Origin of the sequence: Acrocarpospora pleiomorpha, from assembly GCF_009687885.1 — a bacterium.
In the GTDB taxonomy this organism is placed as follows: Bacteria; Actinomycetota; Actinomycetes; order Streptosporangiales; family Streptosporangiaceae; genus Acrocarpospora; species Acrocarpospora pleiomorpha.
The window spans coordinates 250679-268816 of the sequence record NZ_BLAF01000013.1 but is presented as its reverse complement, the minus strand read 5'-3'; the positions used below and the strand labels follow the sequence as shown (position 1 = coordinate 268816).

The window sequence follows — 18138 nt, the reverse complement described above, 5'->3', positions numbered from 1 at the left end:
ATGTTGCACGAAGGCTGGGCCGTCACGGCGGTCTCCTCGACCGGGCAGTCACGCCCGGTCGTGGCGGGACTCCCGGCGACGGTGCCCGGATGCGTGCACACCGACCTGTTGACGGCGGGGATCATCGCCGATCCCTATCTGGACGACAACGAGGTCAGGCTGACCTGGATCGGGCGGACGGGCTGGTCGTACGAGACCGCGTTCAGCTGGGACGGGACCGAGGACGAGCGGGCCGATCTGGTCTGCGAGGGCTTGGACACGGTGGCTACGGTGCTCCTCAACGGGGTGCAGATCGGGCAGACCGCGAACCAGCATCGTTCCTATCGGTTTCCGGCGAAGCACCTGCTCGTGGAGGGCCGGAACACGCTGAAGATCCTCTTCGAGGCGCCGTACGCGTATGCGGAGCGGCAGCGGGCCGCGCTCGGCGACCGGCCGGGGGCGTACGGCCAGCCGTACCAGTTCATCCGGAAGATGGCCTGCAACTTCGGCTGGGACTGGGGCCCGACGGTGGTCACCTCCGGCATCTGGCGGCCGATCTACCTGCACACCTGGAGCACCGCCCGGCTGGCCGAGGTCCGCCCGCTGGTCACGGTCGCCGACGGCGTCGGCCAGGTCGAGGTGCACGTCACCGCCGACCGCGCCACCCAGGCCCCGCTCACCCTGACCGCGTCCGTCGCGGGCGTCTCCGAGCAGGTACGGCTCGCGCCCGGCGAACGCACGGCAGTGGTCTCGCTCACCGTCCAGGACCCCGACCTGTGGTGGCCGCGCGGATACGGCGAGCAGCCGCTCTACCCGCTCACCGTGCAGCTCGGCGACGACGTGTGGACGAAGGAGATCGGTTTCCGCACGGTCGAACTGGAACCCGACGCGTTCCGGATCATCATCAACGGCGTGCCGGTCTTCATGAAGGGCTTCAACTGGATCCCCGATGACTGCTTCCCCAACCGGGTGACCCGCGAGCGGCTGGCGCAGCGGTTCCAGCAGGCGGTCGAAACCGGGGCGAACACCTTGCGGGTGTGGGGCGGCGGGCTCTACGAGAGCGAGGACTTCTACGCCCTGGCCGACGCGCTCGGCATCCTGGTGTGGCAGGACTTCCCGTTCGCCTGCGCGGCCTACCCGGAGGAAGGCCCCTTCCGGGTCGAAGTGGAGGCCGAGGCGCGGCAGCAGGTGACGCGGCTGGCCAACCATCCGAGCCTGGTGTTGTGGTGCGGCAACAACGAGAACCTCGAGGGCCACGCGGACTGGGGCTGGCAGGAGAAGCTGGAGTCGCGTAGCTGGGGTTCCGGGTTCTACTACGAGCTGTTGCCCCGGGTGGTGCGGGAGCTGGATCCGACGCGGCCGTACTGGCCGGGGAGCCCCTATTCCGGGTCGCCCGAGTCGGCGCCCAACGATCCGGCGCATGGGTCCACGCATATCTGGACGGTGTGGAACCGGGAGGACTACACGTTCTACGCGACCTACCAGCCGAGGTTCGTGGCGGAGTTCGGGTTCCAGGGGCCGCCGGCGTACGCGACGTTGCGCAGGTCGGTCAGCGACGAGCCGCTGGCGCCCACGTCCAAGGGGGTCATGCACCACCAGAAGGCCGTGGACGGCAACGGGAAACTGCTCCGCGGGCTGGGCTCGCATCTGCCGGAGCCGTCGAACTTCGACGACTGGCACTACTACACCCAGCTCAACCAGGCACGCGCGATGGTGTTCGGGGTGGAGCGGTTCCGGGCGCTGGCGCCGTACTGCATGGGCACGATCGTCTGGCAGCTCAACGACTGCTGGCCGGTGACCTCCTGGGCCGCCGTCGACGGCGACGCCCGCCGCAAACCCCTCTGGTACGGCATGCGCCGCGCCTTCGCCGACCGATTGCTGACATTTCAGGACTCGTCCGTGGGGGCGGCACACGGGGTGGACGGCGACGTGCTCGTCGTGGTCAACGACACCGGCGAAGAGTGGGCGGGGGAACTCGCCGTGGTCCGGCAGTCGATCGCCGGGGAGACGCTCGCCAAGGAGCACGTCCCGGTCACCGTGCCCGCGCGCGGCACCCTCGCCATCCCCCTGCCCGGTTCGCTGACGGCCGCCGAACCCGCCCGCGAACTGCTGGTCGCCGTTCTGGGTGACGCCCGGGCGCTGCGTTTCTTCACCGAGGATCCGGCGACCGATCTCCCGCCCGCCGAGTTCGAGGTGAGCACCGAGCCGGCCGACGGCGGGCTGCGGGTCTCCGTCACCGCCAGGACCCTCGTCCGCGAGCTGGCGATCTTCCCCGACCGGCTCGAACCCGACGCCACCGTGGACGACCAGCTCGTCACCCTGCTCCCCGGCGAGACGGCTGCCTTCCACGTGTCCGGAGACGTGGATCCGGAGGCGCTCACCGCCTATCCGGTGCTGCGCTGCGTCAACGAGGCCCACGTGTGATGCCGTAACGCCCGATATGGGATGGTTCCGGAAAAGTTCTCTTAACGGAGGGACGGAACATGACTGTTCTGGCGATCGACATTGGTGGGACGAAGTTCGCGGCGGCCATGGTGGAGCCCACCGGGGTGATCACCGCCAGGCTGGAACTGCCGGTGGGCCCGGACGCGACCGCGACGCTGGCCGAACTGGTCGGCCGGATCGCGGTGCCCGGGCTGACCGGGGAGTCGGGGCTGACCGGGGTGGGCATCGGGTCGGCCGGGCCGCTGGACGTGCTCGGCGGCACGGTCAGCCCGGTCAACATCCCGTCCTGGCGGGAGTTCCCGCTGGTCAAGACCGTGAGCGAGTTACTGCCCGAGCTGCCGGTGCGGCTGGCCGGGGACGCGCAGTGCATGGCGCTGGGGGAGTGGTGGCAGGGCTCGTACGGAAAGCGGGCCTCGGACGCGGGGCCGTACAAGACCTTGCTGGGCATCGTCGTCTCCACCGGGATCGGCGGCGGCATGGTCGTGGACGGCCAGCCCTTCCTCGGCCCCACCGGAAATGCCGGACATATCGGTCATATCAGTGTGGATCGGGATGGGGATGCCTGCCCGTGCGGGGCGAGCGGCTGCGTGGAGACGATCGCCAGCGGGCCGAGCATGGTGCGCTGGGCGCTGGACAACGGCTGGCGCCAGGCGGTCGAACCGGCCTTCTGGGCCGGGCGCGCGGTTGACGCGCGATCTCTGGCGGCCGACGCCAAACGCGGCATCCCCGTGGCCAAGCTCGCCTTCCAGCGCGCCTCCGACGCCCTCGGCACGGCAATCCTCACCGCCGCCGCCCTCTTTGACATTGACAACGTTGTCATCGGCGGTGGCGTCGCCGCGGCGGGCCCGACCCTGTTGGTCCCACTGCGCCAGGCCATCGCGCGCCAGGCGGGCCTGGGCTTCCTGCACCGCCTGCGCGTGGACGCCACCTCACTCGGCCGCGACGCCGGCCTGTACGGCGCCGCCGCCCTCGTTCTCGGGGATCGACCATCCTGAAGGAGCAACCCGTGAGATTCACCGCCATCCTGACCATGGCGTTATCGGCGGCCTTGATCGCCACCCCAGCGGCCGCAGCGACGCACCAGAACGACGGCTTCGTCAAACGCCAGGGCGCTGACCTGGTGCTGAACGGCAAGAAGTTCCACTTCTCGGGAACGAACAATTACTACTTGCACTACAAATCACGCCTGATGACCGACGACGTCTTCGCCGACGCCGCCGCCGCCAAGTTCAACGTCATCCGCACCTGGGGCTGGCTCGACATCGGCAACCAGGACGGCACCAACTCGGTCGCCGGCAAGGCCGACGGCGTCTACTTCCAGTACTGGAACGGCACCCGCCCCGCCTACAACGACGGCGCGGACGGCCTGGAACGCCTCGACTACGTGCTCTACAAGGCCCGGCAGAGCGGCATCAAGCTGATCATCCCGTTCACCAACAACTGGGCGGACTTCGGCGGCATCGACCAGTACGTCCGCTGGGCCGGCCTGGACAACCACGACGACTTCTACACCGACCCCACCATCCGCGGCTGGTACAAGGACTGGATCGACCACGTCCTCAACCGCACCAACACGCTGACCGGCGTCAAATACAAGGACGACCCCACGGTCATGATGTGGGAACTCGGCAACGAGCCGCGCTGCAAGGGCTCCGGCCTCTACCCGCCGTCGCCCACCTGCACCCCGCAGACCCTCACCACCTGGGCCGACGAGATGACCAGGTTCATCAAGTCCAAGGACGCCAAACACCTGGTCGGCGTCGGCGATGAGGGCTTCCGCTGCACCGACCCCACCAGCTCGGACTGGACGATCAACTGCGGCGAGGGCGTCGACAACACCGCGCTGACCAAGTTGCCCGCCGTGGACGTGATGTCCTTCCACCTCTACCCGGACGGCTGGCTGAAGGACGCCGCCTGGGGCACCGAGTGGATCAGAAGCCACATCCAGAAGGCCCGCCAGCTCGGCAAGCCATCGCTGCTGGGCGAGTTCGGCCTGCGCGACAAGGCCACCCGCAACGTCGTCTACCAAGAGTGGACCGAGGCGGTGCGGTCGTCCGGCGGCACCGGCTGGCTGTACTGGATCCTGTCCGGCATCCAGGACGACAACACGCTTTATCCGGACTACGACGGCTTCACGGTCTACTGCCCGTCGCCGGTCTGCCAGACGCTGACCAACGCGGGGACCGAACTCGCATTTGGGCAGCGTTCCCTGCCGCCGGTCGCCGATCACGATGCCACGACTGTCGAGTTCGGCACCGGGGCGACCCTGGACGTGGCCGCCAACGACATCGCATACCGGACATATGTGAAGGCCAGCACGATCGACCTGGATCCGGCTACGGCTGGGCGGCAGACCAGTTCCGGGGACTTCACGCTGGTCGACGGCAAGGTCTCATACACGCCTCCGGCCGAGTTCGCCGGGCGCGCCACCGCGCACTACACGATCAAGGATGCGGCCGGGCGCACCTCCAACGTGGCCAACATCACCGTGACCGTGAAGCCCGACCCGACCGGCGCGATCAAGCTGTTCTCCTTCGAGGACGGCGTGCAGGGCTGGGCTCCCGGCAACTGGCAGCCCGACGCGGGGTCGGTCGAGCAGACCTCGGCGTACGCGACCGACGGTGTCTCCGGCCTCCGGATCAACTCCACCGGCGCCTGGTTCGGGGCGACATTCCCGGAACCGGTGAACCTGGCCAACAAGTCGCAGTTCAAGTGGGACCTGAAGACCGGTCCCGCGGGCACGTCGGTGGCGGTGGCCCTGCAGTTCGGGCCAGGATTCACCTGGTGCCAGTCCACCTTCACCTGGGCCAATCAGGACAGTGTCGTTCCCGTGGAGATCGATCTCACCTCGGCCATGTCCTGTTCACTGGAGGACCTCGCCGATGTGCGGGGAATGTTCCTGTGGATTAGCCCAGGTTCGTTTGACATTGACAACATTAGGGCTGAATAGCCGCTCTAGATCGAAGGACGCCACGTGGACCTGCTGACCAACCCGATCAAGGACTATGCCTGGGGCTCCCGCACGGCCATCGCCGCGCTGACCGGGCGGTCCGCGGCTGGTCCCGAGGCGGAGATGTGGCTCGGCGCCCATCCCTCCGGCCCGTCGTTGCTGCCGCGCGACGGGTCGCAGCGGGCGTTGCACGACGTCATCGCCGCGGATCCGGTGGCCGAGCTCGGGGCTGCCGTGATCGAGCGGTTCGGGGAGCGGTTGCCGTACCTGCTGAAGTTGATCGCGGTGGATCGGGCGCTCTCCATGCAGGTCCACCCGTCGCTGGAGCAGGCCGCGGAAGGCTTCCTCCGGGGCGACCACAACTACGCCGATCCGTGGCCCAAGCCCGAGATGATCTGCGCACTCACCCCCTTCTCCGCCCTCGCCGGGTTCCGCCCGCCCGGCGAGGCCGCGACCCTGGTCGCCGCCCTCGGCCTGCCCGCCCTCACCCCGGTCGCCGACGCCCTCGCCTCCGGCGACGTGCTCGCCGCCCTCCGCATCCTGCTCGGCTGGCCCGCCGACGAGCGTGCCGCCCTGGTCCAGGATCTGGTACGGACGGCTGACCACGACCTGGTCACCCAGCTGGCCGAGCAGTACCCGAACGACCCCGCCGTCCTGGCTCCGCTGCTGATGCGCCACCACCAACTCGCCCCCGGCGAGGCTCTTTACCTGGGCGCCGGCGTGCTGCACTGCTATCTCGACGGCTTCGGCGTGGAGATCATGGGCAGCTCCGACAACGTGCTGCGGGCCGGGCTCACCCCCAAGCCCATCGACATCGAAGAGCTCCTCCGCATCACCGACCCCGCCGCGCAGCCCGCCGCCATCGAGCCGGTGGCCGACGTCTACCTCACGCCGTCACCGGAGTTCCAGCTCCGCCGCTTCACCCCCGGCGACGCCTACCACGTCCCCGGCGGCACGCCGCGCATCCTCATCTGCGTGGACGGCGTCGTAAGCGTGCGAAACGCCGCCCAGGACGAGCTCAAACTGCACCCCGCGGAGGCCGTCTTCGCCGCCGCCTCCGACGGCGCCCTGGAACTCTCCGGCAACGGCACGGTGTTTTGCGCGGAACCCCGCCTGTGACCGATGCTGGTGGGCAATGCGCGAACCCATCGACTCCGACGTCGACCTCCACGTACCCGCCGAGCGCGCCGAACTGCGCCCGACCCCGTTCCCCGTGCTCGCCGCCATCTCCGCCGGCGGCGTGCTCGGCGCCCTCGGCCGGTACGGCATCAGCGTGGCACTCCCACACCCACCCGGCGGCTTCCCCTGGTCCACCTTCCTGGTGAACGTGTCCGGCTGCCTGCTGATCGGCGTCCTGATGGTCCTGGTCACCGAGGTGTGGACGGCGAAGTTGCTGCGCCCGTTCCTCGGGGTCGGCGTGCTGGGTGGTTACACCACCTTCTCCACCTATGTCCTGGACATCCACCAGGCGATGATCGCGGGTTCCGCCGATATCGCGTTGATCTATCTGGCCGCGACGCTGGTGGGCTCGGTCCTGGCCGCCTGGGCGGGTATGACCTTCACTGCCTGGCTGGTTCGGTGACCGCGCTGCTGGTCGTGCTCGGTGCGGCGGTCGGCGCACCGCTGCGCTACCTCACCGACCGGTTCATCCAGTCCCGCCATGATTCGGTCTTCCCGTGGGGCACCATGGCGGTCAACGTGGCCGGCTCATTCGTGCTCGGCCTCGTGGTCGGCCTCCCCGCCTCCGGCCCGGTGACGGCTCTGGTCGGCACCGGTTTCTGCGGCGCCCTCACCACCTACTCGACCTTCAGCTACGAAACCCTCCGCCTCACCCAGGAGGGCTTCCGGTTCTACGCCGCCGCCAACATCACCGCGAGCATCGTGGCCGGCCTCGGTGCGGGAGTCCTCGGCCTCATGATCGCCCAAGCCTTGACAGGCTGAGCCGCTGCGAGCCAAGGCGGGTGGCGGTGATGATCAAAGGTGCCTAAACCCACCAGATGTGGTCTACCTTCTGTAGCGTGAGTTGCAAGGGCATCCGGTTGTGAGACGCCGCAGTTGGGGGTCTGTTCTTCTTGACCGGTTCCATCATCCGACGCAGGTGGTCGCTACCGGGTTCGGCGCCACCATCCTGCTGGGGTCGGTGTTGCTCAGCCTGCCGATGGCCACCACCACGGGGGAGCCGGCGGACTGGGTGACGGCGCTGTTCACCTCGACGTCGGCGGTGTGCGTGACCGGGCTCGTGGTGGTGGACACCGCGACGCACTGGTCGGTGTTCGGCGAGGTGGTGATCGCCGGTCTCATCCAGGTGGGCGGGCTGGGGATCATGACCCTGGCCACCCTGTTCACCGTCCTGCTCGCGGGCCGGCTCGGCCTGCGGGCGAAGATCGCGCTGCAGACCGAGACCAAGTCGCTGAGCATGAGCGACGTCCGGCGGGTGGTCCGCAACGTGGTGCTGTTCGCCCTGGCGGGCGAGGCGATCACCGCCGTCCTCCTCACCGGCCGCTTCATGATCGGGTATGACGAGTCATTCGGCGACGCCCTCTACCTGGGCGGATTCCACGCGATCTCGGCGTTCAACAACGCGGGATTCGCGTTATGGCCTGACAACTTGATGGGCTTCGTCAGCGATCCGTGGATCTGCCTGCCCATCGCGATCGCGGTCGTCACGGGCGGCCTCGGGTTCCCCGTCGTGTTCGAGCTGGCCCGCTCCTGGCGGCATCCCCGCCGCTGGTCGGTGCTGACCCGGGTCACGGTCGGCGTCAGCGTCATCCTGATCGCCTCAGCCACGCTCATCTACCTGGCCACCGAGTGGAACAACACCAGGACCATGGGCGCGCTTGACGACCCCGGCAAGCTGATGGCCAGCTTCTTCGCCGCCGTGATGCCACGCTCCGGCGGGTTCAACACGGTCGACATCGCGGCCATGAACCCGTCCAGCATGCTGGTCACCGACGTGCTGATGTTCATCGGCGGCGGCAGCGCCAGCACCGCCGGCGGGATCAAGGTGACCACGTTCGGGCTGCTCGCCTTCATCATCTGGGCCGAGCTGCGCGGCGAGAACAAGGTCAACGTGGGGCATCGGCGGCTGGCGGAGGCCACCCAGCGGCAGGCGGTGACGATCACCCTGGTCGGGGTGGCCCTGGTGACCGTTTCCACGTATGTGCTGCTGGTGCTCACGCCGTACAGTCTGGATCGGGTGTTGTTCGAGGTGATTTCGGCGTTCGCGACGAACGGGCTGTCGACCGGGATCACCGCGGACACGTCCATGGCCGTGCATGTGCTGCTGGCGGTGCTGATGTTCGTCGGCCGGATCGGGCCGCTGACGCTGGGGTCCGCGCTGGCGCTCAAGGAGCGCACCCGCCGCTTCGAACTCCCCGAGGAGAGGGTCATCGTTGGCTGAGAAGTCGAGCTACCCGGTCGTCGTGATCGGGCTGGGGCGGTTCGGGACCGCGCTGGCCCTGGAGCTCACCCGGCGCGGCACCGAGGTGCTGGCCATCGACAGGCGCCCGAAGGTCGTGCAGGGCCTGGCGGGGCAGATCACCCAGATCGCCACCGCCGACTCCACCGACATGGAAGCCCTGAGGCAGCTCGGGGTGTCGGACTTCTACCGGGCGGTGGTGGCGATCGGCGGTGACCTGGAGGCCAGCATCCTGACCGCGTCGCTGCTGGTCGAGCTGGAGATCAACGACATCTGGGCGAAGGCGGTCACCGTCCAGCACGGCCAGATCCTGCGCCGCATCGGCGCCCACCATGTCGTCTTCCCCGAACACGACATGGGCGAGCGGGTCGCCCACCTGGTCAGCGGCAGGATGCTGGACTTCATGCAGGTGGACGAGGGTTTCGCGCTGGCCAAGACGCACCCGCCGAAGGAATACGTCGGCATCCCCCTGGGCAGCTCCAACCTCCGCCGCAAGTACGGCGTGACGATCGTGGCCGTCAAGAGCCCCGACGAGCGGTTCACCTACGCCACCGCCGACACCGAACTCTCCTACGGCGACATCATCATCGTCTCCGGCCCTACCGAGGACGTCGAACGTTTCGCCGAACTTCCCTAACGCAGGCGGGGCAGGCCCATCGCGATCGCGGAGAGGGTCCGGACCATGGTCGGGATCATCTGGGGGCAGGTGGCGGCGATCTCCGGCTCCTGGGCGTAGAGCTCGGTCATGATCGGGGAGGGGTTCACGACCGGGTAGAGGGTCCCGGCGAGGGCGCTGGCGGCCATCACCAGTTCGGTGCCCTCGCTCTCGGTCAGGTCGGGATGGGCGGCGCCCACCTCGGCGCCGAGTTCGGCGATGACCCGGATCACGACCAGCTTGAACGCGCGGGCCGCGTCGACCGAGACGTTGTGTTCCAGGGTCGTGGAGGTCTGGCTGAGCAGGTCGCAGAAGAGACGGCGGGCGTCCAGGGTCTCGGTGAGCACCATGATCGGGTCGCCGCCGGCGCGCAGCAGCGGAGTCGCGGCGTCCGCCCACTCCTGCCAGGCCTCGGCCGCGAGTTCGAGATAGATCTCCTCGCGAGTCCCGAAATATCGCACCACATTGGACTTGGCCAGACCCACGGCCGCCGCCACGCTGCCCAGGCTCACATGCTGGACCCCCACCTCCAGGGCCAGCTCGCGCGCGGCGGCGAGGATCGCCTCGCGCCGGAGTTGCTTCTGCTCCGGGCGGCGTGCCCGGATGAATGTCACCTGTGCCATGTCATCGCAAGCATACAGTCAACTAAAAGACGACCGTTCTTTTACGTCTTGTTAAGAGAGCAGTGTTCTGTTAGCGTCCGGCAGAAGGGACATACCGATCGGGAGGGCGTCGTGGTCGACGTACGGATGCGGGTGAACGGCTCGATAGAGAAGCTCGACCTCGAGCCGCGGGTGAGTCTGCTGGACGCGTTGCGGGAACATCTCGGCTTGACCGGGACCAAGAAAGGCTGCGATCAGGGTGCCTGCGGCGCGTGCACGGTGCTGGTGGACGGCGAGCGCATCAGCTCCTGCCTGGCGTTGGCCGTGCAGTACGCCGACCGCGACATCACCACGATCGAGGGAGTCGAGGACCCGATCCAGCAGTCGTTCGTCCGCCACGACGGCTTCCAGTGCGGTTACTGCACCTCGGGCCAGATCTGTTCGGCCATCGGCATGCTGGCCGAGCACGCGGCGGGCGCGCCCAGCGCGGTGACCGGCCACCTGGCCGCCGAGCAGATCGAGTTGACGCCCGAGGAGATCCGGGAGCGCATGAGCGGAAACCTGTGCCGCTGCGGCGCGTACAACGGCATCGTGGCCGCGATCCAGGAGAGCAGCCGATGAAGGATTTCGCCTACGTGAGCGCGCAGGACGTGGCCACCGCCGTCCGCGCGATCGCCGAGCCGGGGGCCAAGTTCCTCGGCGGCGGCACCAACCTGGTGGATCTGATGCGGCAGAACATCGAGCGCCCGGACACGGTGATCGACATTACCCGGCTGCCGCTGGACCGGGTCGAGGAGCTTCCGGACGGCGGAGTGCGGATCGGCGCTCTGGTCCGCAACAGCCATCTCGCCGCCCATCGGGTGATCCGCACGCGCTACCCGATGCTGGCCCAGGCGATCCTGACCGGCGCGTCCGGCCAGCTCAGGAACATGGCCACAGTCGGCGGCAACGTGCTGCAGCGCACCCGCTGCCCGTATTTCGCGGATCTGGCCGCGCGCTGCAACAAGCGCGAGCCGGGCGCGGGCTGTGACGCGATCGGCGGGTTCAACCGGAACGCGGCCATCTTCGGCGCGTCGGACAACTGCGTGGCGACGCATCCCTCGGACATGTGCGTGGCGCTGGCCGCGCTGGACGCCATGATCGAGCTGGAGAGCGTGCGCGGGGTGCGGCGGCTCCCGCTGGTCGGTTTCCACATGCTGCCGGGGGACTCCCCGCAGCACGAGACGGCGATCGCCGCCGACGAGCTGATCACCGCGATCGAGCTGCCCGAGCTTCCGGTGGCCGCGCGGTCGCGGTATCGCAAGGTGCGGGATCGGGCGTCGTACGCGTTCGCGCTGGTCAGCGTGGCGGCCGCGCTGGAGGTCCGGGACGGGGTGATCACCGAGGCCCGGCTGGCGCTGGGCGGGGTGGCCGCCCGGCCGTGGCGGGCGCACGCGGCGGAGCGGGCGCTGATGGGCGCGCCGGCGACGGAGGAGCGGTTCCGGCTGGCCGCCGACGCGGAGCTGGAGGGCGCGGTGGCGCAGTCCCAGAACGCGTTCAAGATCGAGCTGGCCAGGCGGGCGATCACGGCGACGCTGCGGCAGCTGCACGTGGAGGGGAGCGCGGCATGACGTACGTGGGACAGCCGGTCGATCGGCTTGACGGCACTGCCAAGGTCACGGGGGAGGCGCGGTATTCGGCGGAGTATCCGTACCCGAATGTGGCTTATGCCGCTCTTGTTCACTCGACGATCGCGCGCGGGCGGATCACGCGGATCGACTCGGCGGCGGCGCGGAAGACGCCGGGCGTGCTGGCGGTGATCACGCACGAGAACGCGCCGCCGATGAAGCCCGCGCCGAAGGTGACCCCGATGGATTTGAGCACGCTCGCCAGCGGCACGACGGTCAACTACCTGAACACCGACGAAGTCCACTGGAACGGGCAGCCGATCGCCGTGGTGGTGGCCGAGACGCTGGAAGCCGCGCGGGAGGCCGCGCACCTGGTCGAGGTGGAGTATGCCGAGCTTCCCGCCACGGTGGATTTCGCCGCCGAGGAAGGCAACGCTACGCCGCAGAAGAACAGCTTGATCGCGGAGGGGGGAGCCAAGAAGGGCGACCCCGAGGCGGCGCTGGCGTCGGCGCCGTTCTCGCTCGATCTGCGGTACACGACGCCGGGGCACAACCACAACGCGATCGAACCCCATTCGACCACCGCGTTCTGGGACGAGGATCGGCTGATCGTGCACGAGGGCAGCCAGAACGTCGCGTGGACGCAGGGGCATCTGGCGGTCCGGTTCGACGTGCCCAAGCAGAACATCCGGGTGATCTCGCCGTTCGTCGGCGGCGCGTTCGGCGGTAAGGGCATGGTGTGGCCCGGCACGGTGCTCACCGTGCTCGCCGCGAAGGTGACGGGACGGCCGGTCCGGCTGATGCTGACCAGGGAAGGAGTCAACCGCACGGTGGGCGGGCGCACCCCGTCGATCCAGCGGGTGGCCATCGGTGCGGAGGCCGGCGGCTCGATGACCGCGCTCATCCACACCAGCATCACCCAGACCGGCAAGGTCGGCGGCGGCCCGGAGCAGGTGACCTCGCAGACCCGCCACCTCTACGATGCCGCGAACATCCAGGTCCAGCAGAACCTGGTCGAGCTGGACGCGCTCTCCAACACGGTCATGCGCGCCCCCGGCGAGTCGATCGGCTCGTTCGCGCTCGAAGCCACGGTGGACGAGCTCGCGTACAAGCTGGGCATGGACCCCATCGAACTGCGCGCCCGCAACGAGCCCGCCCGCAACCCGATCGACGGCAAGGCGTTCGCTCACCGCATGCTGCTCGAATGTTACGAAGTAGGCGCCAAGGAGTTCGGCTGGGGCGAACGTTCGCCGGAACCCGGCTCCATGCGGGACGGCAAGTGGCTGATCGGCATGGGTGTCGCCTCCGCGTACCACCCGGCCTGGCAGTTCCAGGCCAACGTGACAGTACGCCTGTCGGCCGACGGAACCGTTCTGATCCGCTGCGGCTTCCACGAGATGGGCATGGGCACATCGACCGCCCAGGCGCAGATCGCGGCCGACGCCCTGGGCGTGCCGCTGGGGGCGATCACCATGGAGTACGGCGACACCGCCCTGCCCACAGGACCCAGTGCCGGAGGTTCCGGGCAGACGGCGAGCATCGCCGCCAGCCTGATCACCGCCTGCGAGAAGCTCAGGCGTTCGGTGTTCTCGGTGGCGAGGAAGACGCCGGGCTCTCCCCTGCGCGGCCGCCGCTTCGCGGACGTGCAGGCCAGAGACGCCGGTCTGTACGACGGTTCGCGGGGTGAGAGCTACCAGGAGATCCTGCGCCGAGCCGATCTCCCCTCGATCGAGTCCCAGGTCGGCTCCGACACCCGGCTCGGCGAGATCACCGGCCAGGTCAGGTTCATGTCCAAGTTGCTGATGGACCGGCGGCGCTGGGTGAAGGCCGCCTGCGGCGCGCAGTTCTGCGAGGTGCGGGTGGACTCCGACACCGGCGAGATCCGGATCTCCCGCTGGCTGGGCGTCTTCGACGTCGGCAAGGTGATCAACGCCAAGACGGCGGCCAGCCAGCTGCGCGGCGGCATCGTGATGGGCATCGGCATGGCCCTGGCCGAGGAGACCCAGGTCGACCCGCGCAACGGCCGGATCATGAACGCCGGCTTGGCGGAATATCACGTGCCCGTGCACGCGGACATCCCCTCGATCGACGTGCGCTACCTGGACGATCCCGACCCGACCATGCCACTTGGCCTGCTCGGCATCGGCGAGGTCGGCATCGTCGGCGTCGCCGGCGCGATCGCCAACGCCGTCTACCACGCCACCGGCAAACGAATCCGCGACCTGCCGATCACCCTGGACAAACTGCTATGACGGCCGCCTGCGCGAGATCGCGACCCCGACCAGGCAGAGGGCGCCCCCGGCGAGGGTGAGCCAGCCGGGCACCTCGGCTAGGAACGCCCAGGACATCAGCACGACCATCGCGGGCACCACGTAGGTGGTGGCGCCCAGTTTGCCCGCGGTGGTCCTGGCCAGCGCGTACGCCCAGGTGGTGAAGGCCAGCGCGGTCGGGAACACGCCCAGATAGAGCAGGTTGAGCGTAGCCGGTAGCGGCGCGGAGCCGACCTGATCGATCAGTTGACCGGCGAACGGCAGGCAGATGACCGCCCCGATCACGCAGCCGAACGTGGTCACCTGCAGCGCGGACGCGTGCGCCAGCGCGGGCTTCTGGGCGACGATCGCGATGGCGTACGAGACGGCGGCCACCACGCACAGCACGACGCCGAGAACCGAGGACGAACCCGCGCCGGACATCGAATAGCCGACCAGGAGCGCCCCGCCGAACGAGACCGCCAGGCCGATCAGCAGCGGGCGCGGGAAGCCCTCCTTCAGCAGGAAGCCGGACAGCAGCGCGATGACGATCGGCCCGATGTTGACGAGCATCGCCGCCGTGCCCGCGTCGACCTCCTGCTCGCCCCAGTTGAGGGCCACCATGTAGACCCCGAACCAGAGCACTCCGGACACCACGATCCCCGGCCAGGCTGCCCTCGGCGGCAGCCGCTCGCCGCGTAACAGCAGGATGACCACCAGCGCCGCCGAACCGGCGAGCAGCCTCCCGAGCGCGAGCGCGCCGGGCGAGTAGAACGCCACCGCGCTGCGGATGGACACGAAGGCCGAAGCCCACAACACCAGGGTGACCCCGACGGCGGCCAGCGCCCGCCGGTCCACCATCGCCACGGTCTCAGTCACCCCCCGACGATAGGTGCCGGACATGTCGGTGAGCACCGCAATATTCGGACCTCTATTTGTGCGCACCTCGCCGCGAATCCGCCCGTGCGCCGGGACGCGCGGATACCCTACGCGCGTCATATGTACGGCCATCAACAGGGAGCGGCATGACTGCCACGGCGGATATCGAGCAAGTGGTGCCCTTCGACGCGGCCTGTCCCCTCGTCGGAGTGGAAGAGGAATACCTCGTCGTCGACCCCGAGACCCGGGAGGCGGCCCCGCGGTCGGCCGCCGTCGTGGCCAGGGCGGCGGCGACCCTGGGCGAGCAGGTCGGCACCGAGATCACCCGCTACCAGGTGGAGGCCAAGACCCGCCCCTGCGCCAGAACCGCTGAGCTGGAGACCCAGCTAAGCCAGATGCGCGCCGCCGTGGCGTCCGCCGCAGCCGGCGAGGGGCTGCGGATGGTCGCCTCGGGCACGGCCGTGCTCGGCGACGTGGTCCCGCCGCTGATCACCGAGAATCCCCGGTACGGCATCGGCATCGCCAACTACCGCTCCCTCCACGACGAGCAGAGCATCTGCGCCGGCCACGTCCACGTGCACCTGCCCGACCGGGAACGTGCCGTGCTGGTCAGCAACCACCTGCGGCCGTGGCTGCCGACGCTGATCGCGCTGATGGCCAACTCGCCGCTGTGGTGCGGGCGCGACACCGGCTACGCCAGCTGGCGCACGCTCAGCTGGGGCAAGTGGCCGGTGGCCGGGCCGCCGCCGTACTTCACCTCGGCCGCCGAGTACGACGAGGTGATCGCCAAACTGACCGAGGCCAAGGTCCTGGTGGACCCGGGCACGATCTTCTGGGACATCCGCCCGTCGGCCCGGCTGCCCACGCTGGAGGTCCGGGTGACCGACGTGCCGGCCACCGCCGGGGAGTCCGCGCTGCTCGGCGCGGTGGTCCGGGCGCTGGTGGTGACCGCGCTGGAACGGGTGGAACGGGGTGATCCGGGGCCGCGGATCCGGGGGGAGCTGCTGCGGGCGTCGTACTGGCAGGCGGCCAGGGATGGGCTGGCCGGGGACGCCATCGATCCGGTCAGCGGGCGGCTGCTCCCGGCGTCCGCGCAGGTGGACGCGTTGCTGGCGCATCTTCGCCCCGCGCTGGAGGAGACCGGGGATCGTGACCTGGTGGTTGAGCGGGTGGCGCGGTTGCATGTGGTCGGGACGGGGGCGGCCCGGCAAGCAGCCGTCCACGCCCGCCGGGGTTCACCGGCGGACGTGGTCGACGAGCTCGTGCGGGATTTCTCAGGTCAGCTGTTCGGATAGGAAGGCGTAGAGCGGCTCCACGTGGCGGACCGGGTTGCGCCAGACGGCCAGCAGGTCTTCCAGCAGGTGCCGCTCGGCGACCTTCTCGCCGTGGCGCCAGGAGCGGATCACGGGGTGGAGGAATGCGCTTTCGTGGGCCATGTCGGGCGTGGGGTCGCGCTGGATGGCGAACACGTCGCCGTAGTTCTGGCGGCCCCAGCGCAGCGTGATCGTGAAGAGTTCTTCCTGGTCACCGAAGCGTTCGACCGCGTAGTCCTCGGGCAGATCCTGATAATGCTGGATCTGCCCGCTGGCGCGGTCGATCACGAACGCGTCGCAGAGATACTCGAACTGGGTCCACAATGCGGAGCTCCAGTTCACGCGGTCGAGCATGGTCGCGCCGAGCTTCTCGTGGTCGAGCGGGATCACCTGGCGATCCAGCGGCGTGCTCTCGTAGCGTTCAGCCAGCAGGGCGGTCATCGTGCGCAGGTTATAGCGGAAGCCGTCGATGAACGCCGACGACGCCTGCTTGAAGTCGCGGGCCTGCATGAGCGTACCCGCGAAGTAGAGGCCGTCCACGTTGGCGGACTGCCAGTCGGGGCGGATGGCGGGGATCCGCCCATTGGGGGCCATGTCGGGTCGGCAGGAGTCGTCAAAAATGCTGCGATCCATGGTGAAGCCTGTGCAGCGGATGACGGAGTCGTACTCCAGAAGGGCCTGCTCGCCATTGGCCAGCGTGTAGGTAATGGCCGCTTTGAAGTGATCCTCCTCGCGCCAGATGCGGTTGATGTCGCATTCGAGCACGCCGTGCAGGGTCTTGAACCAGTAGCTGTCGAGGAACGCGCCGTACTGGCCGCGCACGTCGCCGGGGTGTTTGGTGTGCCAGGCCAGGCGTACGCCGTGCGGGCTGGCCAGGTGCACGATGGCCGCGTGCGGCAGGATCGCCTGGGCGGTCTCGAAGGCCGAGTTGCCCTTGCCGATCACCAGCACCCGCTGGCCCGCGTAGGCGGAACCCTCGACTTCCATGTCCTCGTAGCCGGTCGCCAGCTCGATACCCGGAATATCGGGAATGTTCGGACCGCCCCAGCCGGTGGCGACGATCACGCACTCGGCGACGTACGTCTCCGCGGGCGTGTGCACGTGGAATCGGCCGTCGATCTTCTCAATTCGGTCGACCGGAGTCATGAAACGTACATTGAGTTCGTGCTCGCGCTCGAAGTCGGCGAGATACCTGACAAGATCGTCGGCGCCGGGCAGGTACTCGCTCGAATACTTCGGGAACATCAGGTCGGGCGAGTCGTTGAGCAGCGAGTTCCAGTCCCACCTGAGCTTGATCTCCGGCTCGTCCTCGACGGTGTGCACCTTGTTGAGCGAGATCAGGCGGCGGTGCCGGGGGAACTCCTTGAAGAAGGCGCCGGGGGCCTCGGTGCGTTCGAGGGTGACGTAATCGGCGCCGGCGCGTTTGAGGTAGTAGCTGAGCTGGAGACCGGCGGGACCTGCGCCGATGATGAGATAGCGGGGCATCAGGCCTCTTCCCGGATATATCCGGCGGCCACGATGAACTGGGCCATCACCGCGTAGTCGGCCGGGTCATCGGGGGTGAGTGCGGCCAGGCCGTCCACATACCGGTTGTACATGCAGAACGCCGCCGCGATCAGGACGGCGTCGTGGATCTCGACGTCGGACGCGCCCGCGTCCCTGGCGGCGGCGATGTGCTCCTCGGCGACCTTGCGGCCGCTCTCCTGGACCGCGCCCGCGATCATCAGCAGCGCCCTGAGCTTGGCCGAGATGGGCGCTCCGCCCAGGTCGGCGCGGACCTGCTCGACCAGGTCCATGCCCTCGGGCAGCTGGGCGGCGGCGAAGGCCGCGTGCGAGTTGTAGCAGAAGCGGCAGTCGTTCAGCGCGGACACGTAGGCCGCGATCAGCTCGCGATCCCCGCGCGGCAGCGAGTTCTCGCCCCGCAGCAGCACCTCGGCGAGGGCGCTCATCGGATGGGCGGTCTCCGGGCGGTACTCGAACAGGCCGATGATTCCAGGTGCTTCGTTCCCCAGCGCTATGTGCGGCATGAACACTCCTTGGT

At 68.9% G+C, this 18138-nt stretch carries 16 protein-coding genes; 12 read left to right on the top strand and 4 right to left on the bottom strand.

Annotation, left to right across the window (positions count from 1 at the left end; genetic code table 11):
* The 8 genes from Aple_RS13550 (at nt 1) to Aple_RS13515 (ending at nt 9429) form a co-directional block, all read left to right on the top strand.
* Nucleotides 1-2403 (top strand): glycoside hydrolase family 2 protein, encoded by a 2403-nt coding sequence (locus tag Aple_RS13550; protein ID WP_155345004.1) that lies wholly within the window; start codon nt 1-3, stop codon nt 2401-2403.
* A gap of 59 nt (nt 2404-2462) precedes the next feature.
* Nucleotides 2463-3419: an ROK family protein gene (locus Aple_RS13545; protein ID WP_155344898.1), complete on the top strand. Its 957-nt coding sequence runs from the start codon at nt 2463-2465 to the stop codon at nt 3417-3419.
* An 11-nt stretch (nt 3420-3430) separates the two neighbouring features.
* A complete protein-coding gene (locus Aple_RS13540) occupies nt 3431-5374 on the top strand; it encodes a cellulase family glycosylhydrolase (RefSeq protein WP_155344897.1) in 1944 nt (647 codons plus the stop codon).
* Between the two features lie 24 nt (nt 5375-5398).
* Nucleotides 5399-6493, top strand: a complete 1095-nt coding sequence (gene manA, locus Aple_RS13535; RefSeq protein WP_155344896.1) for a mannose-6-phosphate isomerase, class I — start codon at nt 5399-5401, stop codon at nt 6491-6493.
* Between the two features lie 16 nt (nt 6494-6509).
* Nucleotides 6510-6956 carry a FluC/FEX family fluoride channel gene (locus Aple_RS13530; RefSeq protein WP_155344895.1) on the top strand — a complete coding sequence of 149 codons (447 nt, stop codon included), beginning with the start codon at nt 6510-6512 and terminating at the stop codon, nt 6954-6956.
* Nucleotides 6953-7315, top strand: a complete 363-nt coding sequence (locus tag Aple_RS13525) for a fluoride efflux transporter FluC (RefSeq protein WP_155344894.1) — start codon at nt 6953-6955, stop codon at nt 7313-7315. Before Aple_RS13530 ends, Aple_RS13525 begins: the two co-directional genes overlap by 4 nt.
* 100 nt (nt 7316-7415) lie before the next feature.
* Nucleotides 7416-8774, top strand: coding sequence for a TrkH family potassium uptake protein (locus Aple_RS13520; RefSeq protein ID WP_344317388.1), 1359 nt, complete (start codon nt 7416-7418; stop codon nt 8772-8774).
* A complete protein-coding gene (locus Aple_RS13515) occupies nt 8767-9429 on the top strand; it encodes a potassium channel family protein (RefSeq protein ID WP_155344892.1) in 663 nt (220 codons plus the stop codon). The genes Aple_RS13520 and Aple_RS13515 overlap by 8 nt, the downstream gene beginning before the upstream one ends.
* On the opposite strand, the gene Aple_RS13510 is transcribed toward Aple_RS13515, so the two are convergent.
* The gene (locus Aple_RS13510; RefSeq protein ID WP_155344891.1) at nt 9426-10070 is read right to left on the bottom strand and encodes a TetR/AcrR family transcriptional regulator; all 645 of its coding nucleotides are present in this window, start codon (nt 10068-10070) and stop codon (nt 9426-9428) included. The genes Aple_RS13515 and Aple_RS13510 overlap by 4 nt on opposite strands.
* A gap of 126 nt (nt 10071-10196) precedes the next feature.
* Between Aple_RS13510 and Aple_RS13505 the strand changes: the two genes are divergently transcribed.
* From Aple_RS13505 to Aple_RS13495, 3 genes are read left to right on the top strand one after another with little or no spacing between them, the layout of a single operon-like run.
* Entirely contained in the window at nt 10197-10670 is a 474-nt protein-coding gene (locus Aple_RS13505) for a 2Fe-2S iron-sulfur cluster-binding protein (RefSeq protein ID WP_174889821.1), read from the top strand.
* Complete coding sequence (locus tag Aple_RS13500; RefSeq protein ID WP_155344889.1) at nt 10667-11659, top strand: FAD binding domain-containing protein; 993 nt, start codon at nt 10667-10669, stop codon at nt 11657-11659. Before Aple_RS13505 ends, Aple_RS13500 begins: the two co-directional genes overlap by 4 nt.
* The gene (locus Aple_RS13495) at nt 11656-13908 is read left to right on the top strand and encodes a xanthine dehydrogenase family protein molybdopterin-binding subunit (RefSeq protein ID WP_155344888.1); all 2253 of its coding nucleotides are present in this window, start codon (nt 11656-11658) and stop codon (nt 13906-13908) included. Before Aple_RS13500 ends, Aple_RS13495 begins: the two co-directional genes overlap by 4 nt.
* Here the strand turns inward: Aple_RS13495 and Aple_RS13490 are convergent.
* A complete protein-coding gene (locus Aple_RS13490) occupies nt 13903-14784 on the bottom strand; it encodes a DMT family transporter (RefSeq protein ID WP_246264433.1) in 882 nt (293 codons plus the stop codon). The genes Aple_RS13495 and Aple_RS13490 overlap by 6 nt on opposite strands.
* 146 nt (nt 14785-14930) lie before the next feature.
* Between Aple_RS13490 and Aple_RS13485 the strand changes: the two genes are divergently transcribed.
* Complete coding sequence (locus Aple_RS13485) at nt 14931-16079, top strand: carboxylate-amine ligase (RefSeq protein ID WP_155344887.1); 1149 nt, start codon at nt 14931-14933, stop codon at nt 16077-16079.
* Here Aple_RS13485 and Aple_RS13480 read toward each other — a convergent pair.
* Both Aple_RS13480 and Aple_RS13475 read right to left on the bottom strand, forming a co-directional pair.
* Nucleotides 16059-17582 carry an NAD(P)-binding domain-containing protein gene (locus Aple_RS13480; protein ID WP_155344886.1) on the bottom strand — a complete coding sequence of 508 codons (1524 nt, stop codon included), beginning with the start codon at nt 17580-17582 and terminating at the stop codon, nt 16059-16061. The genes Aple_RS13485 and Aple_RS13480 overlap by 21 nt on opposite strands.
* Nucleotides 17582-18124, bottom strand: coding sequence for a carboxymuconolactone decarboxylase family protein (locus tag Aple_RS13475; protein ID WP_155344885.1), 543 nt, complete (start codon nt 18122-18124; stop codon nt 17582-17584). The genes Aple_RS13480 and Aple_RS13475 overlap by 1 nt, the downstream gene beginning before the upstream one ends.
* Between the last annotated feature and the right edge of the window lie 14 nt (nt 18125-18138).